The sequence below is a fragment of the Alteromonas sp. AMM-1 genome (assembly GCF_047290655.1).
Lineage (GTDB): Bacteria > Pseudomonadota > Gammaproteobacteria > Enterobacterales > Alteromonadaceae > Alteromonas > Alteromonas mangrovi.
This window is the reverse complement of sequence record NZ_JBLBUE010000005.1, coordinates 23,210-44,705: the sequence shown is the minus strand read 5'-3', so window position 1 is coordinate 44,705 and position 21,496 is coordinate 23,210. Positions and strand designations below refer to the sequence as shown.

General features: G+C 49.8%; 23 protein-coding genes. 8 read left to right on the top strand and 15 right to left on the bottom strand.

What is annotated here, in order from left to right:
- Window positions 1–388: 388 nt before the first annotated feature.
- Window positions 389–2,017, top strand: coding sequence for a glucan biosynthesis protein (locus ACLR2L_RS02155; protein WP_413365293.1), 1,629 nt, complete (start codon window positions 389–391; stop codon window positions 2,015–2,017).
- Window positions 1,998–3,959, top strand: a complete 1,962-nt coding sequence (gene mdoH / locus ACLR2L_RS02150) for a glucans biosynthesis glucosyltransferase MdoH (protein WP_413365291.1) — start codon at window positions 1,998–2,000, stop codon at window positions 3,957–3,959. The genes ACLR2L_RS02155 and mdoH overlap by 20 nt, the downstream gene beginning before the upstream one ends.
- A 101-nt stretch (window positions 3,960–4,060) precedes the next feature.
- Here mdoH and ACLR2L_RS02145 read toward each other — a convergent pair whose 3' ends face one another.
- The 3 genes from ACLR2L_RS02145 to nudE are packed head-to-tail and all read right to left on the bottom strand — an operon-like array spanning window position 4,061 to window position 6,025.
- Complete coding sequence (locus ACLR2L_RS02145) at window positions 4,061–4,630, bottom strand: YceI family protein (RefSeq protein WP_413365289.1); 570 nt, start codon at window positions 4,628–4,630, stop codon at window positions 4,061–4,063.
- Between the two features lie 11 nt (window positions 4,631–4,641).
- The gene (cysQ, locus tag ACLR2L_RS02140; RefSeq protein ID WP_413365287.1) at window positions 4,642–5,460 is read right to left on the bottom strand and encodes a 3'(2'),5'-bisphosphate nucleotidase CysQ; all 819 of its coding nucleotides are present in this window, start codon (window positions 5,458–5,460) and stop codon (window positions 4,642–4,644) included.
- On the bottom strand, window positions 5,453–6,025 hold the full coding sequence (nudE, locus tag ACLR2L_RS02135; protein ID WP_140957830.1) for an ADP compounds hydrolase NudE: 573 nt from the start codon (window positions 6,023–6,025) through the stop codon (window positions 5,453–5,455). Before nudE ends, cysQ begins: the two co-directional genes overlap by 8 nt.
- Window positions 6,026–6,093: 68 nt before the next feature.
- Here nudE and yrfG point away from each other — a divergent pair, with 68 nt between their 5' ends.
- From yrfG to ACLR2L_RS02115, 4 genes are all read left to right on the top strand, one after another.
- Entirely contained in the window at window positions 6,094–6,777 is a 684-nt protein-coding gene (gene yrfG, locus ACLR2L_RS02130) for a GMP/IMP nucleotidase (protein ID WP_413365285.1), read from the top strand.
- Between the two features lie 13 nt (window positions 6,778–6,790).
- On the top strand, window positions 6,791–7,321 hold the full coding sequence (gene yjjX / locus ACLR2L_RS02125) for an inosine/xanthosine triphosphatase (protein WP_181405111.1): 531 nt from the start codon (window positions 6,791–6,793) through the stop codon (window positions 7,319–7,321).
- 189 nt (window positions 7,322–7,510) lie between these two features.
- On the top strand, window positions 7,511–8,071 hold the full coding sequence (locus tag ACLR2L_RS02120) for a hypothetical protein (RefSeq protein ID WP_413365282.1): 561 nt from the start codon (window positions 7,511–7,513) through the stop codon (window positions 8,069–8,071).
- Between the two features lie 10 nt (window positions 8,072–8,081).
- On the top strand, window positions 8,082–8,477 hold the full coding sequence (locus ACLR2L_RS02115; protein WP_413365280.1) for a hypothetical protein: 396 nt from the start codon (window positions 8,082–8,084) through the stop codon (window positions 8,475–8,477).
- 57 nt (window positions 8,478–8,534) lie between these two features.
- On the opposite strand, the gene ACLR2L_RS02110 is transcribed toward ACLR2L_RS02115, so the two are convergent.
- The 12 genes from ACLR2L_RS02110 to gspC form a co-directional block, all read right to left on the bottom strand.
- Complete coding sequence (locus ACLR2L_RS02110) at window positions 8,535–9,230, bottom strand: type II secretion system protein N (RefSeq protein ID WP_413365278.1); 696 nt, start codon at window positions 9,228–9,230, stop codon at window positions 8,535–8,537.
- A 65-nt stretch (window positions 9,231–9,295) separates the two neighbouring features.
- The gene (gene gspM, locus ACLR2L_RS02105) at window positions 9,296–9,772 is read right to left on the bottom strand and encodes a type II secretion system protein GspM (RefSeq protein ID WP_413365276.1); all 477 of its coding nucleotides are present in this window, start codon (window positions 9,770–9,772) and stop codon (window positions 9,296–9,298) included.
- Window positions 9,772–10,974, bottom strand: coding sequence for a type II secretion system protein GspL (gspL, locus tag ACLR2L_RS02100; RefSeq protein WP_140957823.1), 1,203 nt, complete (start codon window positions 10,972–10,974; stop codon window positions 9,772–9,774). The genes gspM and gspL overlap by 1 nt, the downstream gene beginning before the upstream one ends.
- Complete coding sequence (gene gspK / locus ACLR2L_RS02095) at window positions 10,974–11,960, bottom strand: type II secretion system minor pseudopilin GspK (protein ID WP_413365274.1); 987 nt, start codon at window positions 11,958–11,960, stop codon at window positions 10,974–10,976. The genes gspL and gspK overlap by 1 nt, the downstream gene beginning before the upstream one ends.
- A complete protein-coding gene (gene gspJ, locus ACLR2L_RS02090; RefSeq protein WP_413365272.1) occupies window positions 11,953–12,570 on the bottom strand; it encodes a type II secretion system minor pseudopilin GspJ in 618 nt (205 codons plus the stop codon). Before gspJ ends, gspK begins: the two co-directional genes overlap by 8 nt.
- Window positions 12,567–12,956, bottom strand: coding sequence for a type II secretion system minor pseudopilin GspI (gspI, locus tag ACLR2L_RS02085; protein ID WP_255439086.1), 390 nt, complete (start codon window positions 12,954–12,956; stop codon window positions 12,567–12,569). The genes gspJ and gspI overlap by 4 nt, the downstream gene beginning before the upstream one ends.
- Complete coding sequence (gene gspH, locus ACLR2L_RS02080; RefSeq protein WP_413365269.1) at window positions 12,953–13,597, bottom strand: type II secretion system minor pseudopilin GspH; 645 nt, start codon at window positions 13,595–13,597, stop codon at window positions 12,953–12,955. The genes gspI and gspH overlap by 4 nt, the downstream gene beginning before the upstream one ends.
- A gap of 13 nt (window positions 13,598–13,610) precedes the next feature.
- Window positions 13,611–14,048 (bottom strand): type II secretion system major pseudopilin GspG, encoded by a 438-nt coding sequence (gene gspG / locus ACLR2L_RS02075; protein WP_140957819.1) that lies wholly within the window; start codon window positions 14,046–14,048, stop codon window positions 13,611–13,613.
- The gene (gspF, locus tag ACLR2L_RS02070) at window positions 14,048–15,271 is read right to left on the bottom strand and encodes a type II secretion system inner membrane protein GspF (RefSeq protein WP_413365267.1); all 1,224 of its coding nucleotides are present in this window, start codon (window positions 15,269–15,271) and stop codon (window positions 14,048–14,050) included. The genes gspG and gspF overlap by 1 nt, the downstream gene beginning before the upstream one ends.
- Window positions 15,271–16,806 carry a type II secretion system ATPase GspE gene (gspE, locus tag ACLR2L_RS02065; RefSeq protein WP_413365265.1) on the bottom strand — a complete coding sequence of 512 codons (1,536 nt, stop codon included), beginning with the start codon at window positions 16,804–16,806 and terminating at the stop codon, window positions 15,271–15,273. The genes gspF and gspE overlap by 1 nt, the downstream gene beginning before the upstream one ends.
- Entirely contained in the window at window positions 16,806–18,803 is a 1,998-nt protein-coding gene (gene gspD / locus ACLR2L_RS02060) for a type II secretion system secretin GspD (protein ID WP_413365358.1), read from the bottom strand. Before gspD ends, gspE begins: the two co-directional genes overlap by 1 nt.
- 89 nt (window positions 18,804–18,892) lie before the next feature.
- A complete protein-coding gene (gspC, locus tag ACLR2L_RS02055) occupies window positions 18,893–19,825 on the bottom strand; it encodes a type II secretion system protein GspC (protein WP_413365263.1) in 933 nt (310 codons plus the stop codon).
- A gap of 129 nt (window positions 19,826–19,954) precedes the next feature.
- Between gspC and hslR the strand changes: the two genes are divergently transcribed.
- Together hslR and hslO are read left to right on the top strand one after the other, a co-directional pair.
- A complete protein-coding gene (gene hslR / locus ACLR2L_RS02050; protein ID WP_413365261.1) occupies window positions 19,955–20,353 on the top strand; it encodes a ribosome-associated heat shock protein Hsp15 in 399 nt (132 codons plus the stop codon).
- Between the two features lie 28 nt (window positions 20,354–20,381).
- Window positions 20,382–21,281, top strand: a complete 900-nt coding sequence (hslO, locus tag ACLR2L_RS02045) for an Hsp33 family molecular chaperone HslO (protein ID WP_413365259.1) — start codon at window positions 20,382–20,384, stop codon at window positions 21,279–21,281.
- Window positions 21,282–21,496: the final 215 nt, after the last annotated feature.

Genomic DNA, 21,496 nt, shown 5'->3' with positions numbered 1-21,496 from the left:
CGAATTCCTTATTAATGAATGTATCGTGCTGACTATCGCAAGCTACGGGCCAAGTTATACAAAATGCCCCAAATTAAAAAATAAAATGCCTATTAAACAGTGTCTTATGTGAATTTGTTTTAGGGCGACTTTCGCGCTGGCATTGTTGCTATGTAGCAGGGATGTTGAGTAGAACTTTCATAGTGTTGCAAATTTCCTACACTTTCATGGTTATCTGTAGGGATTACACGCTGTTTGTGTGAATGATAATTTTTTCTTACGCCAGCATCATGCTGTAACTGTTTAATATTATTGAATTTTATTTGATTTTGAATTGATCGTGCAACGTTGGATCGGGAATTGCTGTGAGAGTTTAAGGTACCAGGCTTTCACATCAATGGAGATCAATATGGCGCTTTTTTCTACAAAAGATTCCCGACCGACGCGCTATTTGGCACGAACGACATCATCGTATTTAACCGCAATCGTTAGCCTTTGTCTTACTTTGGCGACGTTTAGCGTTGCGGCAAATCCAGAGCCAGTTTTTCAGGGAGTACCTCCCCACGCCCAGATTTTACAAAGCGTCATTGAGTCAGCTGAACTGTCAGCGCAACAAGACTTTGAGGTCAGCGATCATGACCTGGATGATGCTTTGAAAAACATGGACTATCAAACATACCGCGCGATCCGATTTAACGCTGATCAAAGCTTGTGGCGCAACCAGAAAGACTTCGAGGTGCAGTTTTTTCACCCCGGATTCTTGTATCAGCAGCCCGTCACTATTTATACCGTAGGTAGCGACAATAAACCGGTTCGCTTCGCGTTTAATCGCAATGCATTTAACTACGACACTACAGCCGCACCACTCGCTGCAGTGACTAAAGAAAACAATGGCTATGCGGGTTTCCGTTTGCACTACCCCATTAAAAACACCTCGTACAAAGACGAGTTCACTGTGTTTTTGGGCGCATCGTATTTCCGTTTAGTGGGTCAGTCTCACGTGTATGGGATTTCAGCGCGGGGATTGGCGATTGATACTGGTATGCCGGAAGGTGAGGAATTCCCGCACTTTACCGAGTTTTGGTTAATTGAGCCAAAAGACGGCGATCCAATTACGGTATATGCACGCTTAGAAAGCCCTTCAGTAAGCGGTGCCTATAAATTTGTGATCACACCCGGAAGCGAGTCGGCCATGCAGGTTGAAAGCTGGTTATTTGCGCGTGAAAACGTGAAGAAGCTGGGTGTAGCGCCCTTTACCAGTATGTTCCTGTACGGCGAAAACTCAGGCAAGCGTCCTGACGATTACCGCCCGGAAGTGCACGATAGCGATGGCATGTTATTGCATACCCAATCGGGAGAGCAAATTTGGCGTCCACTAACCAACCCTTCGCAATTGCAAATCACCTCGATGCGCGATTCAGCGCCTAAAGGCTTTGGTTTAATGCAGCGTGATATCGCATTCGACAACTACCTGGATGGCGAAGCGAACTATCATATTCGCCCTGGATTATGGGTAACGCCACAATCAGGTTTTGAAGCTGGTCGCCTGGAGTTGGTAGAAATCCCAACTAACTCAGAAACCCACGACAACATTGTGGCTTACTGGGTACCAGACGCACCTTTTAAAGCCGGTGAACATCGTTATTTCTCTTATACCTTGTCAACTGTGACCGGGTTAGGAGAAGGTACGATAGACAGCAAATCTGAAGCGCACATTGCCCGTGTGGTAAGAACGCGCCAGGGGGCAGCCGTGCTGCCGGGTGAGCAGGATAATGCCGTTGCCACCCGCCGTTTTATTGTGGACTTTGCTGTGCCACAAGGTATGACATTTGACCCGGCTGCTCTGGAAGCAAAAGCCAGTGTGAGCCAGGGCACCATTCGTCAGGTAAGAGTTTTTCCGGTGGACGGCGGTAAAGCGCTGCGAGCCACCTTCCTGGTTACACCACAAGGTAATAAAGCAACCGATATGCGGATCTCTATTCATCAAAATAATCAACGTGTTAGTGAGGTATGGAACTATGTTTACCACGCAAAATAATGCGCACTCGCACGCTACTCACCATGCGCCTAATACTGCTTCTCTGCGTACCTGGGGCGAGGGTGTGCGATTATCCATCATGGCACTACTGGTATTGCCAACTGCGTCGTTGGCCACCTGGAGCCTGTATGAGATTTTTAAACCGAATCAGTTAACCAGCCTGGAAATCGCGCAGCTGGTGCTGAGTACCGTGCTGTTCTTATGGCTGTCCATGTCGTTTTGGACGGCAGTGATTGGCTTTGTTTTAAAGCTGTTTAACATTGATCCGTTAAGCTTGAAAAAAGCCCTGCCCAGTCCTGATGCCAGTATGCCGCTATCTCAGCGTCATGCGGTTGTAATGCCGGTTTACAATGAAGATACCCGCCGCATTATGGTCGGGTTCGAAGCCTGTGTGCGCGAATTGCTGAGCAGCAGTCAGGGTGCACAATTTGATTTCTACATGTTGTCTGACACCACCAAGGCCGACATTGCGGAAGCAGAATTGGCTGCCTGGGAAGCGCTGCAGCAACGCTTAGGCAGCGCCGGCAGTCAGGTATTTTATCGCCGCCGCGAGAAGAACATTGGCCGTAAGGTTGGGAATATCGCCGACTTTTGTCAGCGCTGGGGCAGTCAGTACGAATCTATGATTGTTCTGGATGCCGACAGTATTATGTCTGCCGAGCGCATGCTGGACCTGGCACAACGCATTGAACAAAACCCGGATACCGCGCTGGTTCAAACGATTCCTATGCCAGTACGTCAGCACACCTTTTTCGCGCGCTTCGTGCAGTTTGCTGCGCATCTGTACAGCCCGATGCTGGCTACCGGTTTGTCGTTCTGGCAAACCGACAGTGCGAACTATTGGGGCCATAACGCTATTATTCGTATTGTGCCCTTTATGCAGCATTGTGGCCTGCCTACGCTGCCGGGCAAAGAGCCATTTGGTGGCGACATTTTAAGTCATGACTTCGTTGAAGCTGCGTTGCTGCGCCGCGCTGGCTGGCAGGTTTACCTGTTAACCGATACTACGGGCAGTTATGAAGAAGTGCCTTCAAACATGATTGAATATGCTACCCGCGATCGCCGTTGGGTACAGGGCAATATTCAGCATCTTGGCTTGCTGGGTGTTAAGGGTTTAAAAACCACGAGTCGTTTGCATTTTTTGTTTGGCGCGTTTGCGTACATTTCGTCGCTGTTGTTATTGCTGGTGCTGGCTTTTGGTACTGCTGATGCACTGAATAAAGCACTAACACCCGTGCAGTTCTTTAGCTCGCCTTATCAGCTGTTCCCAGACTGGCAGATCGCCCGTCAGGGTCTGATGTTTGCCACTATGTGGGGCACTATGGCGGCCCTGTTTATGCCAAAAATCCTGGGATTGGTACTGGCACTGATTCAGCGCCGTGACGAGTTCGGTGGAGCATGGCGCCTGATCAAAGGCGGTGTAATGGAACTGATCATGGCTATTATTATTGCGCCCCTGATGATGTTCTATCACAGCTACTTTGTATTGAGCGTGTTTATGGGTATTTCTGTGAAATGGGAAGCGCAGGCACGCGAAGGCAGCATGGTGCCCTGGAGTGTTGCTATTAAGCGTGCGCATATTGCCACTCTAACCGCACTGGTGTGGGGTGCAGTCACTGCCTATTACACGCCTGCCCTGTTTGCCTGGTTGTTACCTGTGCTGGTGGGACTCTTACTGGCATCGCCCATTATTCGCTTAACGTCGAGCCTTACACTGGGTAAACAAAGCTTTCGCTGGGGAATTTTTGTGATCCACGACGAGCTCAGCGAATGTAAAGCGCTGAAGCGTGTGAGATTAGGAATGGCTAACTATCAGGAACCCGTTGTGGAAAGTGTTGCTGCATTAACAGTACCTGCTTTACCAGAGAGCCACTGGGTGCCTATGACCATTCAGGATTTCAGTTCACATCCGGAGCCGCGTGCATTGCCACAGGCGGTGTAGTGATAACGGGATAACGAATTAGGTTGAACCAAAGGCGGGTGCAGTGTCTTCTCCTCAGACTGCCCCGCCTTTTCTCATTAGGCTTCCATTTGGGGAAGGGATTACTTCTCGAATGTAACGCTGAATGTCACCGGCGCATTAAACGTAATGCTCTGTAAGCCGGCAATATTTTGTAATGCTTCCACGCCCCCTTTCAGACCAAATGTCTCGGCTCCAATCAGGGTTGGTGCTATGGTTGACGCTTGCAGGGTGTCATCAGACAGCTTGCTTACCATCACATTAAAACTCACCGGTGCGGTCATTCCGTGCAGGCTAAGCTCACCTTCAACAACAGCGGCCTGACTGGTGCCAGCGTCCATGTCGAGTAAGTCTGAAGGCAGTGTAGTGGTGAAGGTTGCCGTTGGGTATTTACTCACTTCAAACAGCATTTCCTGCATGCGGGTATTGCGGATGGCAATATTGGTATTTACCGACGACAGGGGGACACTGATGCTGAGTACGCCTGCATCAGACAGTGATCCAGACAACGCATCGAACCGGTGAACTTCGGTTACCTGAGCGTTCTTGGTAGACATAAAGTACAGGGATGACTGGGTTTCATCCAGAGTCCACTGAGCAAATGCCGACGCAGATAACAAAGCAGAAAGTAACACTACAGATTGCTTAAACATAAATTTGCTCCTTAATATTGGATAATGTCCTGCCAGGGCACGTTCTGGTCGCCCAACACCACGAAATCCGGGTTTTCCAAAGAATCACGCTGGTTATAGCTTAATGGCTCAAAGTTGGCCGCAAAAATCGCTCCGCCAGCTTCAGAAACAATACATTGCGACGCACCGGTATCCCATTCGCCGGTAACGCCAATGCGCATAAATGCATCGGCCTTACCTTCGGCAATAAAACAGGCCTTTAACGAACAACTGCCTAATGGCAGCGTTTGATACACACGCTTGGCGCTCATTCTGCCAGTCACACGCTCGCGAGGTTGGCGACGGCTAATAGCCAGAATCACCACACTGTTGTGCGGATCCTCTAGTTTTCGCACGCTGATGGGGCCAGATGATTCCGGGGATTCTTTGAATGCGCCATGGCCCTTAATTGCATAATAGAGACTTTGCCCTGGCGGCCAGAAAATCACGCCTATCTTAGGATCATTATCTTCTATCAGGGCTATGTTCACGGCAAAATCACCACTGCGTGCGATAAATTCCTGAGTACCGTCGATGGGGTCAATTAACCAGTAGCGCTTCCACTTCGCGCGTTCTTCCAGACTCGCGTGCTTATTCTCTTCCGACAAAATGGGAATATCGGGTGTATTGAGCTTGAGGTGCTGGCAGATAATTTCGTTGGCTTTGTAATCGGCGCTGGTTACCGGTGAATCATCGGCTTTTTGATAACTTTCGAAGTCTCCCTCGTCGTAGAGGGTCATAATTGCCTCGCCGGCAGCAACAGCGGCTTCTTTGGCAATATTTAATAAGGCTTCATCGGTGTGTTCAGGCATAGTCGGGGTGCTCCTTTAACCACTTTTGAGCAAGGAAAAGCGCGGCGACGCAGCGGGCTTCTATAAAGTCGTCGCGGGCGAGTAATTCATCGGTTTGATTGATTGGCCAGCGCACAACTTCCAGTGGTTCTGGTTCGTCACCGGGCAGGCTCTGGGGATACAAATCGCGGGCGATCACGATAGTCATGCGCGCATTGAAGAAGGTTGGCGCCATATTAACGCTGTGTATTTCCTCTAAACACTTCGCGCCAAAGCCCGCTTCTTCCTGTAATTCCCGGTTGGCTGCCTCAAGCGCACTTTCACCCTGATCAATCAATCCTTTGGGGAACCCGAGTTCGTAGGAATGGGTGCCCGCAGCATATTCTCTGACTAACAAAAAGTGTCCATCCTGAACGGCAACAATCATTACCGCGCCGCGGCTGTAGCCAGCCATGCGTTCAAACTGGCGGGTAGCGCCATTGGAAAATTCCAGATCTACGCGTTCCACGCGAAAAAAACGGCTTTCTGCCACAATTTCCCGCTGATGGATAATAGGCAATGTTTTGTCCTTTTCCATATTGCTCATGTTGTTCAGGTCAGTCTTTCGTTATCATAGTGTCAATCTTAAGATTAACGTATTTGAAGGAAAAGCGCTTGCCATTTCTGCCCTGGAAAGAAATCAAAACGGTGTTGCTGGATATGGACGGCACCTTGCTGGACTTGCATTTTGACAATCAATTCTGGCTGGAGCATTTACCCCGGAAAATAGCTGAGCGTTCAGGCAAGCCCTTAGAGGCGTGTCGGGCCGAAATGACAGCGCATTACGAGCGGGTAAGCGGCAAAATAGAGTGGTACTGTCTGGATTACTGGGCGGACTATCTGAACATGGATATTGTTGCTGCAAAGCGGGAAATAGAACACCTGATTGCAATGCGCGACGATACCATTCCGTTTTTAGATGCATTGCACGAAAGCGGCCGCGACGTTGTGCTGGTAACCAATGCTCACCCAGGCAGTTTGTCATTGAAAGTGGAACATACTCAGCTCGATTCGCATATTGATACGCTTATCTCAACCCATGAGTTTGGCGTGACTAAAGAGTCGCAAGAGCTGTGGCGGGCGCTTCAGCAGCGTTTGGGTTTTGATCCTGCTGCCACACTGTTTGTAGACGACAGTTTAACTATTCTTGAAGCGGCAAAAACCTTTGGTGTTAAGCATTTGTTGGCGGTAAGTAACCCCGACAGCAAGCAGCCGGTGAGGGATATCAGGGCATTTCCGGCGGTAACCGACTATCGCACCCTGTTGAACGATATTCGCAACAACCCGCCATTTAAATAGCAGGAGTCAGATAATGAAGCTTGTAGTAGGGTCGCAGAACCCGGTAAAAGTTAATGCTGCACGCATTGCTATGGATAAGGTGCTGGGTAATATTGGCGAGCAGGACGTGCTAGGCGTGGATGCGCCCAGTTTGGTGGCCGATCAGCCGATGACCGAAGCTGAAACCCGTTTAGGCGCGGTAAACCGCGTAAAAGCCTGTATGCAAACGCAACAAGCCGATTGGTATATCGCCATAGAGGGCGGCGTGGATTGTTTTGAAGATGGCCCCGCAACATTTGCGTATGTAGCCATTTGTAATGGAAAACAGTGGTCGGTAGGCCGCAGTGCCAATTTACCTCTTCCCAACAGTGTGTATCAGGCGTTGGTGAACGGTGAAGAGCTAGGACCTGTGATGGACCGTACATTCAATACCGTAAATGTAAAACAAAAAGGCGGTGCCATTGGTTTACTCACCAATAACCTGGCTACCCGTCAAAGCGTCTACGAGCTGGCGGTGATCCTGGCCATGTCGCCATTTAATCACGCCAGTTTGTTTTCTGCCTGATCGACACCAGCCGGGTAAGTCCCGGCATCAACTGCATAAATTATTTGCCGGCCCGAAAATCTGCTGGCATATCCACCGGGCTTAACGTTAAGCTGTTGATTACCATAACGGATAAATATTTATTAAAACAAACAGTTGGGGCTGGTGACCGTTTTGGATATTGCCCCGCAATTGTTAGGGAGACAGATTGTGAAGTTCTTAGTATTAAGCCTGAGCTTGTTGCTTAGCGCGTGTGTTACAACCATTGCCGATCAAAATAACGCGTTGAATCAAAAGAACCTGTGCTGTTCAGATATCAGTAATATTAGTTATCAGCCATTAAACAGTACCAAGGTGGCAACATTTGAACTGAACGAAAAAGGCGCCCCGGTGTTCGACTTTGGCCACGGTAAAACGTATTTTGGCGCTCTGGCAATTCCCGCTGAACTTCAGCAATCCAATATACAAATTAAAAGCTACTTTAACGGCATGTTTATTGGCCAGTATATGCAGCCGTATCTGCTGTTTTTAGATAGTCAGTTTAATGCCATTGAACAGGGCACCATGGATATGACATTTTATGATGGTAGTTTCAACGGCGACAGTAATGCCCACATGCTGGGCGGCAAACGCACCCCGCAGCACACTGCCTACATTATTGTATACACCCAGGCCCCGTACAAAAAAGGTGGGTTTGTTACCGTTAGTGGCGGCACGTCCATACAGCTGGAAAATGCGCCTACCGGTAAAATTGAATTAACCTTTTACTGAGGGAGTGCTCATGCAGGAAGCGTCCGCGATCAATAAAGAACACGATAAGCCACCGCAAAAAACACGTGGATTTTGGCTAACGGCATTGCTTATTTTAATGTTTATAGCCAACCCTCTTACCGCATTCGCCTATTTTACCTCACCGGATGTCATTGTATCGGTACACCCGAAAGCAACAATCGGCATTGTCTATTTCTTCGGGGTGATGAGCACCATCAATTTCGCCATAGCCGTGGGTATATGGTGCTGGAAAAAGTGGGCGGTTTACGGCATGTACCTTTCTGTTGCCATTGCGTTTGTGATTAACATTTACCTGGGAGTAGGTATTCTGGGGGCGCTGTTTGGCTTGGTGGGAGGATTAGTGATATTTCTGACTACCCGCAACCGCTGGCAGTGGTTTAACTAAGTAAAGCATTTTCACTCTGGCCGCCGATACGGCCTGAGTGAAAAAACATATTTATTTTTATCGAATATCGTAGTGAATATAGCCGTCGCTGTCGGGCTGACCAAAGAATTGTGCTGCCTCATGCACTTCCTGGTGAAGTGACGGATCAGGCTTAAATTTCGACGTTAGCGTTAATCCCGAAAGGTCGTTAGCTGCTTGTACATCCAGGGTTAACCCCAATAAATTAGGCTCAGTTACCGATATCAGATATTGCTGATTGTCGCAGCGCAGCGATGCCGTATAGTTGCCAAGCTCAATAGGACCTTGGGTGCCAGCAACCGTGGCATTAAGCCAGTCACCATAGGCCATCATCTGTGCGCATTTGCCCGCCTCAAGACTCAGTGACTCTACGTTTACGCGAAAGCGCCCACCTGCGTCTACTGGCAACGGTAATTGCACTTCTGACAATACGCGGTCAACGGGTAAAAACAGCAAAAAATCGCTGGCGGTAAGGTTGCCTTCGGCGAATAAATCCAGTTTTACCGGGCCTTTGAACGCAATCGCATCGGAAGAACGCATATTACCTGCATCCAGACTTACCGACAGTTTACCCATTAGCAACGGCAAAGCAGACAGTTCCCAGCTAAGCCGTTGTACCGGCATATTGTTCACCACCAGGCGATCAACTTCGCCTTTCCACAGGGTGCCCGACACATTGCCCAGTTTCACCGTATTGGGTAAGGGTACCCGGTAGGCAATCTGCGCTGCTGGCATGTAAGCGATCAATAAAATGAGATAGAGAAAAAGGGCGGCGAGGATCCATCGCCAATACTGTTTTATCATTTACTCAGTACCAATCGTCTTACTTTAATCATGCCTGAAGCGTCTGCTTCAGTCACATCCAGTTGGTCTATATTCACGCCACGGGATTCCAAATGATCGAGCCAGGCAACCAGATTGTTAAAGGCGGCTTCATCAATCCACACCTGCAGATCTTCTCCTTGCGGCTGCATACGAGAGATAAACAGCGAGAACTGATTGCTGGACGACGTAACGGCCTGTTGCAGCGAGCCATTTAGGCTGCGTTTTCCTGTTTGGCTGCTGCGCAGGAAAGTGGCGCGAGCTGCCTGCTCCTCTACCCAGCTTAACAGTGCCTTGTTATTGCCAAGTTGCTTGGTTTGCTGGGCAATACCCTGGTTAAGTGGTGCCCATACGCCCCAGTAGAATAAACCTACCACTACAACAATAGCGGAGAGCATAACCAAACGCTGTTCGCGCTCGGTGAGGGCGGCAAATTTTTGCTTTAACTTGTCCATTACGCGCCCCTTATTGCCATTGTGCCAATCACCTTGTCGTCGCGCTTATTAATTGCGCCCTGCTCCACACTGAATCCAGCTGCTTCGGCACGACGTTTAAAGGCGTCGAGAGCATCAAAATCCTTACCCTCAGCCTGCATGCGGATCTCACTGCGATTGGCGTTAAAGGTGATGGTTTGTGGTGTTACCTTAGAGCTGGCAAATGCACTGTTTAACTGTGCCAGCATAACCAGTACTGACCCGCCGTTGCCGCCTTGCTCCAGATCTGCCATTTCGCGCTCGATACGTGTGCGGGCATCGCGGTATGCGCCCAAATCAGGGAATCCCTGTTTAATCACCGTATCAATCTGTGCGGTCAATTCATCGTTTTGTTGTTTGAGTTGTTGTAATTGCAGCGCTTTCTCGCCCAGCGTAAGGACCACCACCAGGCCGAGTAATATCACTGGCGTGCGCCACAGCTGCCACACCTGATTGTGTTGCTTTTTAACCTTATACTGACCTTGGAGCAGGTTAAATGAGGCAGACAACGCTGCTTTTGCCAGTTTGCCTGCGGGCGGTAGCCCTGACTCGTCGGCGGTAACGGTAATGTTGGGCACTGCGTGTAAATCCAGGTCCGACAAGGCATTCACGGTAATACCCTCGGGGATTTGTTTGGCCTGAAATGCCAATACACCGGTAATAAAGTTGGCTTCACCCTGCACACCTTGCCAGTTACCTTGGCGCACAATCAGCTGATCGCCCAGCGCTATGGCGCTCCAGTGCTGAGGCTCCGGCTGCGGCAGCGCTAAGGTGTCGGGCATCAGGATGTCGCAAATAAATCCGGCATCTTCAATCCATTGTTGCCATTGCGTTAACGCATCGTGGCTTACTATCGCTACACTTTGCTGATTGCCTGATTTGGGCCCAAAGGCAAAAAACAGTTCGCTGATGTCGTTAGCCAGCTCGTCTTCCAGCATGTAAGGGATTGCGTTCAGGATTTTGCGGTTAGCCTTAGGCGGCAGTTCTACCTGACACAGCCTGACGTCTGCTCCGGGCACCAGCACCAGCGCTTTGCGCAGGCGGGTGCGTTCGGTAAGGCTGGCCAGTGCGCTGGCGTCGGGCAGTTCGCCGCTGGCGATCACATCCTGATCCTGAGTAGACCAAACAACCCAGTGGACCGGATCGGAAATAGCGGTGCCAAGTCTGACAACTAACTGTTCCATTATTTTAAGACTCCAAATTCGCGCCGTAACACAGTTACATCCCCCGCTGAGGTGGCATTAAACACTGTCGCCATAGCAAAACTTGCCTCATTGTAACGGCTCTTGGTATGTAAAATAAAATACTCTGTGGTGACGGCGAACCATTCTGTTTGGGTAGTGGTTAATTGCAGGGCCGCAATGTCTGGCTCTGCAAGAAAATCGTTTACGTCATCCCAGCCATCCTGTGGGCGTGCAGCGATCACACTGTTGGCCTGGTCGGTGCTTAATCCGGTAAGTGCAGCAAGTAACGGCGCGTGATCTTCCGACAGGGTATTTACATTCACCGACATCAGATTGCTGGCAGGAATGACACACACCATTGGCAACAAATTATCCAGCCACTGCGGTTCCACACCATTAATCAGGCGCAGTTCCGATTGGCTCGCCATCATGCTGTTGGCGGCCAGATAGGGGAATTCCCGCGACGCGTACTCGCTTTCTTCGGCACCATAAACGCGCATTTGATCGTCGCTGTCGATCCAATCGCCCAGTGAATCGCGGATGGTATCTACGGTGTAACTGTCGATGTCTTCGTTTACCAACTGCAACAGGCGCGCAAAAGCAATCAGGGCCTCCGAAGGCTCCGTGGCAGACGCATTTTGTTGGTTGGCGTCGGGCAAGGCATTTAAATTAAAACAGCTTTGCATATCTTCCAGTCGGGCACTGATGCCGCCGCTGTCCATCGGGTATTCAAACGCTTCTGCCCAGGGCTGGTTTAAATGGATCTTGTCGCCGGTTTCCTGCATTAACGTAGCAATTGACTTGCGGGCATATTCTTCGGCACTAACGGCATACCAGTATGCCTGATTGTTGTCTTTGATATTAATGGCGCGCTGAACCTGGAGTTGAAGCCGGGCGCCCATCTCGGTAGCAATAATGGCAACAAGCGCCACTATTATCAATACAATGAGCAGCGCGGCGCCCTGTTGATACTTAACGTTACCCATTGCTGACGACTCCGCCAATCGCAAATACGCGAATGTATTCGTTGCCGTTTTCCGTAACAATGGTTACTCGTATGCCGTCGGGTAATCGCTCGCCGGTAAAGCTGTCGTGCCAGCTGTTATTGCGCCCCTCTTCTTCACCGGTGTTGAATTCCAGTTGAAAATCTTTCACGTCGCTGAGCACTACCCTTACTTTGGGCTCGTAGCCCAATACGTTATCAACGTAAACCGTGTTGAGTCTCTCAATGTTGTTGTCTTTTAGGCGGTAAGCCACACCCTGTAAGGTGCTGCGCGGTAACATGAGTTTAGGATTGTGCCAGCCGCCTCGCACAAATGCCATGCCGTCGGCATCGCTGTCGTCCAGCTCTCCGCCGCGAAACACGGTTTTATTTTCTTCGCCTTCAACCCTTACCGGGCGGTCAACGGCTTGCAGCACATCGCGCTCAAGCGTCAGCATAAAGCGCTGTAGTTGCTGTAATTCGGCAAATTTCTCACTGGACGCCTCATCGCTGTCTATTACCGTGGTTAGCAGGGCGGTTGAGGCCAGGCCTATCATGGTAAAAATGGCCATGGCGATGAGAATTTCGATTAACGTAAAACCGCGCTGTGTCATGGGGTCACCTCAGCGGGTTTGGCCAGGTATACCACTACGGTGGTGATGTTGTCGGTGCGTTGCTCTTTCAGACTAACGCTCACCTCTACGGCTTTAAAGTCGCTGTCGTTGGTGGCTTTAACTACCTGGGTCCAGTACCAGGTGCGGCCAGCCATATCCTGCTGACCTTTTTGATTGTTCTTTAGCGGCCAGCTGCGTTCCAGCAGAAGTTCATTTATGTGATTGTTGGCAACCCAGGTGGCAATAGCAACTTCTTCAATTTGCCCTACGCCGTTTAAATGTTCTGAAGCGGCTTTCATGATAGCGGTGCCGGTAACGGCAAAAATAAACAGCGCTACCATTACCTCAAGCAGAGTAAGGCCAGACTGACGTGTTATTACCCTCACGGCAGTTGCTCCAGCGGACCAACCATTTCAAGCGGTGGCATGTCCTGGTTATTCAGCAAGAAATAGGCAGGCAGTTCGTTACCAAACTCAGGTTCAAAATAAAATGTCAGGCTAAACGGCGTGATTTCGCCACTCGACAGGATGAGAATTTGCGGCGGAGGCGGTGGTGGTGCTTCCTCGCCAATGTTCATTTCTTTATCGTTCACGCTCAGCGTGGCATCGAACAGTTCACGATCAAACAGGCTGTCTTCGGTTTGCCAGGGCAAATCGTCCAGGGCCAGGGTAAAGTAAAATGGCTCACTCAGGGTAACTGGGGCATACACTTTATTGCCTTCAATGGGCAGCCAGTTGTCTTCTTCGTCGAGCTGCATAAAGGTGTAGCTACGTGCTTCGGTGTCGAAATAAATGCCCAGTTGTTGCTGATTCAGCACGGCAAAGTCGCTGGCCATGTCTACCACTACCTGTAACCGTCGAACCTCCCGTTCCAGTTGCTCTGTGGGATTGGTGCCAAACGCGTTAAACACCACATAGCCCGCCGTGAGCCCCATCAGCAACAGTACCAGCATTACCTCAAGCAGCGTAAAGCCGCCCTGAGCGCGTGGCAAGCCGAATTGAGCAGAAGCGGAGCTGTGCACGCGCATGGCAGCGAGTCGGTTAGTTCAGGTATTCGTTGATATTCCAGTTACCAATATCGTCATCAGTACCTGGTTCGCCATCCGGACCGTTAGAGAAAATATCAATGGTGCCCATTTCTCCGGGACTGATCAGCACGTAAGGATTGCCCCATGGATCATCAGGCAAACGTTTAATAAAGCCGGCTTCCGGGTAGTTACGCGGGATAGGATCAATCGTCGGTGCGGTTACCAGCGCGTCCAGGCCCTGCTCGGTAGTGGGGAAGCGGTTGTTTTTTAGCTTGTACATTTCCAGCGCACTTTCCAGTTGCTGAATATCTACTGCGGCCTTTTTCAGCTGTGCTTCTTCCTGATTACCCAGAATTTGCGGTGCTACCATAGAGGCCAGAATGCCGATGATCAGCAGTACCACCATGATTTCAATTAAGCTGAAACCTGATTGTCTGTTTAAGTTTTTCATTACACGTTCACCATATTATTAAGCGCAAGAATTGGTTGAATAATTGCCATAACTATAAATAACACCACTGCTGCCATTGAAACGATCAGCACGGGTTCGAAGACTTTTAATGAGACACCTATCAGCGCTTCAAATTCCCTGTCCTGGTTGTCGGCTGAGCGGCTCAACATTTGTTGCAGCTCTCCTGAGCGTTCACCCGATGCAATCATGTGCATCATCATGGGCGGAAAAATTTTGGTATTGTCGAGAGCTGCACGCAGGCTGCTGCCCTCTTTTACGTTGATTGCCGCTTCGCTGATACGCGCCTTTATGTATTTATTCTGCAATACGTCGGTGGCAATCCGCATGGATTCTAATAACGGCACGGCACTGGCCGTTAAAATACTGAGTGTGCGGGCAAATCGTGCGGTGTTCAGGCCCCGGGCCACTTTGCCAATCAATGGCAACTTCAGCATAAACTGGTGGTAACGCAGTTTTAACGCGGGCTGTTGCACCAATCGCTGAAACAGCACAATTAACAACATAATGCCAAGCAACAGATACAGGCCGTAGTTTTGCATCCACTCGCTAATGCCAATCAGCACGGTTGTAATGGTGGGCAAATCCTGACCCATATGATCAAATTGCCCTACAATTTTGGGGACCACCACGGTTAGCAGCACCACCACTATCATCATGGCAAAAAACATCATAATAGCGGGGTAAATTAACGCCTGAATGATCTGGCTGCGGGTTTGCTGGCGGCGTTCGGTATAGTCGGCCAGTCGGTTGAGTACCGTGTCTAAATGACCGGATTTTTCACCCGCGGCCACCATGGCGCGAAATAAGTCGTCGAATACGCTGGGAAATTCACTTAACGCATCGGCCAGCGTGTGGCCTTCCACTACTTTACTGCGCACCGCCATCATCATGTTTTTCTGACGGGTCTTTTCGCTCTGTTCGGCAACGGCGAGCAGGGCTTCTTCAATGGGTAATGCCGATTCAATCAGGGTGGCTAATTGACGAGTTAGCAGGGCCAGATCACTGGCAGAAATACGGGGTTTAAACAACTGCCAACCGCCACGGCTTCCGCCGCTGCTTTTCTCGGCAACCTGCTCAACTTCCAGCGGTACCAGTCCTTTTTCCCGCAATTGCTGACGAATCTGGCGGGCGTTATCGCCTTCCAGTACGCCGCTTGTGTTTTTGCCTTTGGCGTTAATGGCTTTGTATGCAAACGCTGCCATTAGTCCTCCCGGGTCACACGCAAGACTTCTTCCAGCGATGTGCGTCCAGACAGTACTTTGCGACAGCCATCCTCGCGAATACTGGGTGTATATTTGCGAATGTATTTTTCGATTGCCTGCTCGCCTTTACCTTCGTGCATCATGGTACGAATGGTTTCGTCTACGATCAGCAATTCGTGAATACCGGTTCGGCCACGGTAGCCGGTTTGATTACAGGCGGCGCAGCCTCTGGGCGAGTAAATAACACAGGAATGATAGTTCTCTATTCCCAGAATAGTGGCTTCCTGCTCACTGGGCGCATGGGCTGTTTTGCACTCCGAGCAGAGCGTTCTTACCAGGCGCTGAGACAATACTGCCAGTAAACTCGACGACAGCAAAAACGGTTCAATGCCCATGTCTTCTAACCGGGTAATAGCGCCGGCTGCTGTATTGGTGTGCAGCGTTGAAAGCACGAGGTGACCGGTTAAACTGGCCTGCACGGCAATTTGCCCTGTTTCGATATCGCGGATCTCACCCACCATGACCACATCGGGGTCCTGACGTAAAATAGCCCGTAAACCTCGCGCAAACGTCATATCTACGCGCGGATTAACCTGTGTTTGGCCAATGCCCTGTAAGTCGAATTCGATGGGATCTTCAACCGTAAGAATATTGCGGTCTTTGGAGTTAATTTCGCTTAATCCGGCATACAGCGTGGTACTTTTACCAGACCCCGTTGGACCGGTTACCAGAATGATGCCGTGGGGTTTGCGAATAAGCGATGAAAAGTGAGCCCGGTTCTGCTCGGTCATGCCTAAATCTGCCAGATTCAGGCGCGCGTTATTTTTGTCGAGCAAACGCAATACTACCCGTTCACCATGGCTGGATGGCATGGTGGATACCCGCACGTCAACCGCTCGCCCGGCAATACGCAGGGTGATACGGCCGTCTTGCGGTACGCGTTTTTCGGCGATATCCAGTTTAGCCATTACTTTAATACGCGATACCAGCATGGAAGAGAGTTTGCGGTTGGGGCGCAGAATTTCCCGTAATACGCCGTCTACCCGAAAGCGCACAACCAGTTGGTTCTCAAAGGTTTCGATGTGAATATCGGAAGCACCTTCTTTAATGGCTTCTCCCAACATGGCGTTGATAAGCTTGATAATAGGCGCGTCATCTTCGCTATCGAGCAAGTCTTCGGTGTCGGGTAGTTCTTCTGCCAGTGCAAACAAATCGCTTTCGTTACCCAAATCTTCCATTAACTGCTTGGCGGCAGAGGAATCGCGCTGATAAGCCTGGGTGAGCAACGGTTCAAATTGTTCCAGAGCGAGTTCTTTCAGCGCCAATGGAGCAGCAAAAAAGCGGCGTACTTCAGCAAATACCTCAAATGGGGTTTCGCTGGTGTGATAAAGCAGCGCCGGTTCCTGATTGATTTCCAGCAGAACCTTATGGCGTTTGGCAAAACTAAAAGGGAGCTGGCGATCAGGCTGAATAGCCTGATCGTCATCGGGTTGTTCTGGCTGCCCGGCAGTTTGCGTGTCGAGTAGCTCGCTCATTAGTTGCCGTCCTGTTGTGCCTGTGCTTTTTTCTCTTCTTCGCGGCGCTTCAGATACTCTTCGTATGAAGGAGGCAGTGCCAGGCTTTCATCCCATTCCCGCAGCACAGGGGTTTCTGTTTGCGGCATCAGGGTAACGCCCTGAGACTGACGCTGAAGTTGTTCGGCGCGAATAAAATTGTACTTCTGCTTGCTGATTTCGTTCATGGTGACACCATCACGAATAATCTTGGGTCGCAGAAACACCATCAGGTTACGTTTACGCTTGCTGGAGGTGGTAGACTTAAACAGGTGGCCCAGAATCGGAATATCGCCCAGTAACGGCACTTTGGACACACTTTCCTGCACGTCTTCATCAATCAGACCGCCCAGTACAATCGTGCCACCGTCATCCACAATAACAGTTGTTTTGATTTGACGCTTGTTAATGGAGATGTCTACTGCTGTTGCGCCTGATACGCTGGATACTTCCTGCTCTATGGTAAGTTGCACAGCATTGCCTTCGTTAATCTGTGGCGTTACCTGTAGCTTAATACCCACTTCCTGACGGTCTACGGTTTGGAACGGATTAGAGTTATTCGCACCTGTGGTAGTACCGGTAATAATGGGTACTTCCTGACCCACAATAAAGAAGGCTTCTTCGTTGTCCATAGTGGTTAAATGCGGAGTAGCCAGTACGTTAGAGTTAGTGTCGTTACTTACCGCTTGCACAACCGCGCCCCAGCCGTTTTTAATCACGCCGGCAATCATGCCATTCGCGCTACCCAGCAAAGACGCCAGTGAGGTGTAATCACCTTCGGTAACATCAGTGGTGGTGACTACTTCGCCGTTGGCTGTTATGTAGGTTGAGTTAGTAGTTTGATCTTCAGCCTGCTTTAATGCTACGGCCAATGAGCCAACCGGTATTACGCCATTGTTAAACTGCGTGCCACCGCCTTCTTCCGAGACAAACTGCACACCCAACGACGTGCCATCACCTTCGTACATCTCTACAATAATGGCTTCAACCTGAACCTGGGCACGGCGCACATCAAGCTGGCGAATAACCGCTTCCAGTGAGCGCATCATATCGGGCTCGGCGGTGATCACTAATGCGTTGGAGTCTTCATGGGCATCGATGCTGACATCGCGGTTACCACCGCTGCGGCGGCCAGTATTCGCGGTGCCCTTTTCTTCCGCCTGAATGCTATCGCTCACGCCTTGTAATACTTTTACCAGATCGTCTGCCTTGGCGTAGTTCAGGAATATAACCCGGGTGTTACCGTTAGATTCCAGTTCCTGATCCATGCGCTGAATGAGGTTGATTAAACGCTGACGGGCTTTAGCATCACCACTTACAATTACGCTGTTTGTGCGATCATCTGCTACCACGCGTGGCTCAGACTTCGTACCGGTATTCTGTTTGCCCTGAGATTTATTGATGCTTTCTACAATGCGTACCATTTCTGAGGCTGACGCAAATTGCAGTTTTACAATATCAACCTCTTCGTCACCGGCGCGGTCAACGCGTTCAATAATTTCTACCAAGCGGTTCACTACCGCCGCGCGCCCGGTTAGCATCATTACGTTTGATGGATCGTGACTTACTACGTTACCGCCGCCAGCCTGATCGTTTAACTGACGCAAAATAGGGGCAAGCTCGCGCACCGGCACGTTGTATACCGGAATAACGCGGGTGATCATTTCATCGCCATCCAGTGCAGCATCTTCCACTACCGGAATATTCGAGGTTTTAGCATCTTTAGAACGCACGACTTTTAGTATGCCGTTGGGCATTTCCACAACCGCAAAGTCGTACACCTGTAATACGTTTAAAAAGAACTGGTAATACTGCTCTTCGTTGAGCATGTCATAACTAATAACGCTGATTTTGCCGCGAACATTCGGATCAACAATAATGGTTCGTTGCAGGTTCTTACCCACAATAGTAATAAACTCATTGATGTCGGTGTCCTGAAATTTGGGCATACGCTCGATGGCCGCGGCTTGCATACACATCGCAGTGGCACACACTGCAATTCCAATCCGGGTCAACCAGGTTCGACCAACTTGCCTCATAGTTTGTATCCTGTTCACTGTTGCGTTCATTACTGCTCAGGCATCTCTAAAAACAGTGTAATGTACTCGCCTTCGCGGGTCACTGTAAGTTCTATAGACTGCGCATCTCGTAGCTCACCCATTGCATCGCGGGCCTGAGCCGGGTCTGTTAAATCCAGACCATTAATTTGAATAACGACATCGTCGTTTATTAATCCTACCGACTCAAATAAGCTGGCGTCTTTGCCAGGTTTCACGCGGTAACCAATCATCTGGCCGTTTTCCAGCGCAGGTGTTACTGAGATGTAGTCGGTGAAGCTGGCGGGTTTGTCCCGTAATGCTTCGGTGGCGGCCACGGCATCGTCGCTAAGTTCGCGCGCTCTGCGCGAAGGCTGTGCCGGTGGCTGTACTCTGGCTGGCTGGCGGTTGCTCACTGTGCTGCCACCACCCATTTGTTTTTTGAAATCCAGGCCGGCCAGCATTAAGGTTTCGTGCAGCCCACCATTTTTAATGATGACTCTGTCTGTAAGGACCTGACTAAGCACCGCATTCGTTCCATCAATTTTGTCACCGATGGCATAAGTGGCCTGTTTTCCACGGTTTTCAATAATGGCAGTACCCGCATCTTCACTGGAACTTGCCACCAGGCCCGACAATACTAAATTTAATCGGGTTTCCGGTGCATCGGTAATGGTTTCCTGTACAGGAGGTGGCGCGGTTTTATTTACCTCGCCGAATAAATTCAACTGTTGTATTTGCCCTATATCGACCCCATTTTGAGAGCTGGCAACCGAACCGGTATAACGGGCAGGTGTGGTAACCGGGGCGTTTGAGGACGGGGTGGGAATAAGTTTCCAGGTTATGTCCGCTGCGTACGCAATCAGATATATACTTAATAGCACGAGCACAACCACGCGAATACGTGTTTGATGTGCTGTCAGCAACGCTGGGATATTTTGCAAGCTGGTTTGATTAATTATCATCTGAAAACAACAAATTGGTGGAACATAAGCCGCTATTAAACAGTCACATCATAGCCTAGTCTGAGCGGGGGCAACAACCTTAATACAGGCAGGTTAAATAAATATGACATTTTTGTATGTAAAACGCTCATGGTAAACAACGACAACACAGCCCTTAAAGTACGACTGGACAAATGGATCTGGGCGGCACGCCTTGCAAAAACGCGCGCTATTGCAAGAGACCTGATTCAGGCCGGAAAAGTTCACTATAATGGACAAAAGAGTAAGCCAGGCAAGATCGTAGAGATGGGTGCACTGATCAGAGTGCCAGCCGGATGGGATGTGAAGGAAGTGCAGGTTACCGGGATAGAAGAAAAGCGGCAACCCGCAAAAGAGGCGGAGCTGATGTATTCGGAAACCCCGGAAAGCGTAGCAAAACGCGAGCAAAATCAATTGGCCAGAAAGATGCAGACCTTCCATAGCCCGAAACCGGATCATCGACCCGATAAAAAGCAGCGTCGCGAATTAATTAAGTTTAAGCATCAATAGGGTGCAAACCACCCAGACAGGAATTGAGATGAATCAGTTTGATCAACTACACCGATATTTATTTGATAAAGCCAGTGTGCGGGGCGAATTGGTAAGGTTACAGGATACCTTAAAGCCAATTGTTCACAGCACTGATTACCCCAAATCTATTCAACAACTGTTGGCCGAAATGGCGGCAGCAACCAGTTTGCTAACGGCAACACTGAAATTTGAAGGCGAAGTGGGTTTGCAAATTCAAAGCCAGGGCAAGGTGCGTTATGCCGTAATTAACGCTACCCACGAGCAAACCTTGCGCGGCGTGGCGCGCTGGGATGAAAACGCGGATTTGTCGGAGGCCACATTCAGTGAGTTGGTGGAAAACGCCGTGTTAGTGATCACCATTACTCCTACTGAGGGCGAGCGTTATCAGGGCGTGGTAGCACTGGATAAAGGCTCATTGGCAGGGTGTCTGGAGGATTACTTTGAACGTTCGGAGCAGTTGGCTACCCGCGTGTTCATTCACACTGACTTTTCGGTAGATAACCAACCGAAGGCCGCCGGCATGTTGTTACAGGTAGTGCCGCAATCGGCAGAATCTACCCAGGTGACCAGCGAAAGCGAGTTTGAACACCTGTGTACATTAACCGAAACCATGACAGCGGAAGAGTTGTTCTCGTTGCCTGCTGAAGATGTGTTGTACCGCTTGTATCACGAGCAGCACGTTCAGTTATACGCTCCTAAAGCGGTTGCATTTGCCTGCACCTGTTCGCGCCAACGCAGTAGCGAAGCTTTGCGCAATCTCGATAAGCAGGAACTGCTGGACATCATTAAAGCCGAAGGCGCTATTGCGATGAACTGTCAGTATTGCCATACCGAATATCGCTTCGATGAAATTGATGTTGAAGCATTACATTCTGGTTACAGCCAAAGTCCTTCTACTCCGCAATAACAACAACCTGCCAGCATGGCACATTCCTGTGCCATGCACTTCCCTTCTGTTGACCTGCGTCAATGTTCCTATTTTCCCGCTATGCATAGTAAAAATGTAGCCTGTAGAGGTTGCTTTACACGATGTTATGGCCGCTGTACACCAGATTCAGGCGTTGAATTTCCTGCCTGAACTGCGGATGGCACGACAAAATTGAGGGTGGATTTTGTAGTGAC

Coding starts and splice junctions, on each gene's coding strand:
- ACLR2L_RS02155 (WP_413365293.1), top strand. CDS start 389: ATGGCGCTTTTTTCTACAAAAGATTCCCGACCGACGCGCTATTTGGCA.
- mdoH (WP_413365291.1), top strand. CDS start 1,998: ATGTTTACCACGCAAAATAATGCGCACTCGCACGCTACTCACCATGCG.
- ACLR2L_RS02145 (WP_413365289.1), bottom strand. CDS start 4,630: ATGTTTAAGCAATCTGTAGTGTTACTTTCTGCTTTGTTATCTGCGTCG.
- cysQ (WP_413365287.1), bottom strand. CDS start 5,460: ATGCCTGAACACACCGATGAAGCCTTATTAAATATTGCCAAAGAAGCC.
- nudE (WP_140957830.1), bottom strand. CDS start 6,025: ATGAGCAATATGGAAAAGGACAAAACATTGCCTATTATCCATCAGCGG.
- yjjX (WP_181405111.1), top strand. CDS start 6,791: ATGAAGCTTGTAGTAGGGTCGCAGAACCCGGTAAAAGTTAATGCTGCA.
- ACLR2L_RS02115 (WP_413365280.1), top strand. CDS start 8,082: ATGCAGGAAGCGTCCGCGATCAATAAAGAACACGATAAGCCACCGCAA.
- ACLR2L_RS02110 (WP_413365278.1), bottom strand. CDS start 9,230: ATGCCAGCAGCGCAGATTGCCTACCGGGTACCCTTACCCAATACGGTG.
- gspM (WP_413365276.1), bottom strand. CDS start 9,772: ATGGACAAGTTAAAGCAAAAATTTGCCGCCCTCACCGAGCGCGAACAG.
- gspL (WP_140957823.1), bottom strand. CDS start 10,974: ATGGAACAGTTAGTTGTCAGACTTGGCACCGCTATTTCCGATCCGGTC.
- gspK (WP_413365274.1), bottom strand. CDS start 11,960: ATGGGTAACGTTAAGTATCAACAGGGCGCCGCGCTGCTCATTGTATTG.
- gspJ (WP_413365272.1), bottom strand. CDS start 12,570: ATGACACAGCGCGGTTTTACGTTAATCGAAATTCTCATCGCCATGGCC.
- gspH (WP_413365269.1), bottom strand. CDS start 13,597: ATGCGCGTGCACAGCTCCGCTTCTGCTCAATTCGGCTTGCCACGCGCT.
- gspG (WP_140957819.1), bottom strand. CDS start 14,048: ATGAAAAACTTAAACAGACAATCAGGTTTCAGCTTAATTGAAATCATG.
- gspF (WP_413365267.1), bottom strand. CDS start 15,271: ATGGCAGCGTTTGCATACAAAGCCATTAACGCCAAAGGCAAAAACACA.
- gspE (WP_413365265.1), bottom strand. CDS start 16,806: ATGAGCGAGCTACTCGACACGCAAACTGCCGGGCAGCCAGAACAACCC.
- gspD (WP_413365358.1), bottom strand. CDS start 18,803: ATGTGTATGCAAGCCGCGGCCATCGAGCGTATGCCCAAATTTCAGGAC.
- gspC (WP_413365263.1), bottom strand. CDS start 19,825: ATGATAATTAATCAAACCAGCTTGCAAAATATCCCAGCGTTGCTGACA.
- hslR (WP_413365261.1), top strand. CDS start 19,955: ATGGTAAACAACGACAACACAGCCCTTAAAGTACGACTGGACAAATGG.
- hslO (WP_413365259.1), top strand. CDS start 20,382: ATGAATCAGTTTGATCAACTACACCGATATTTATTTGATAAAGCCAGT.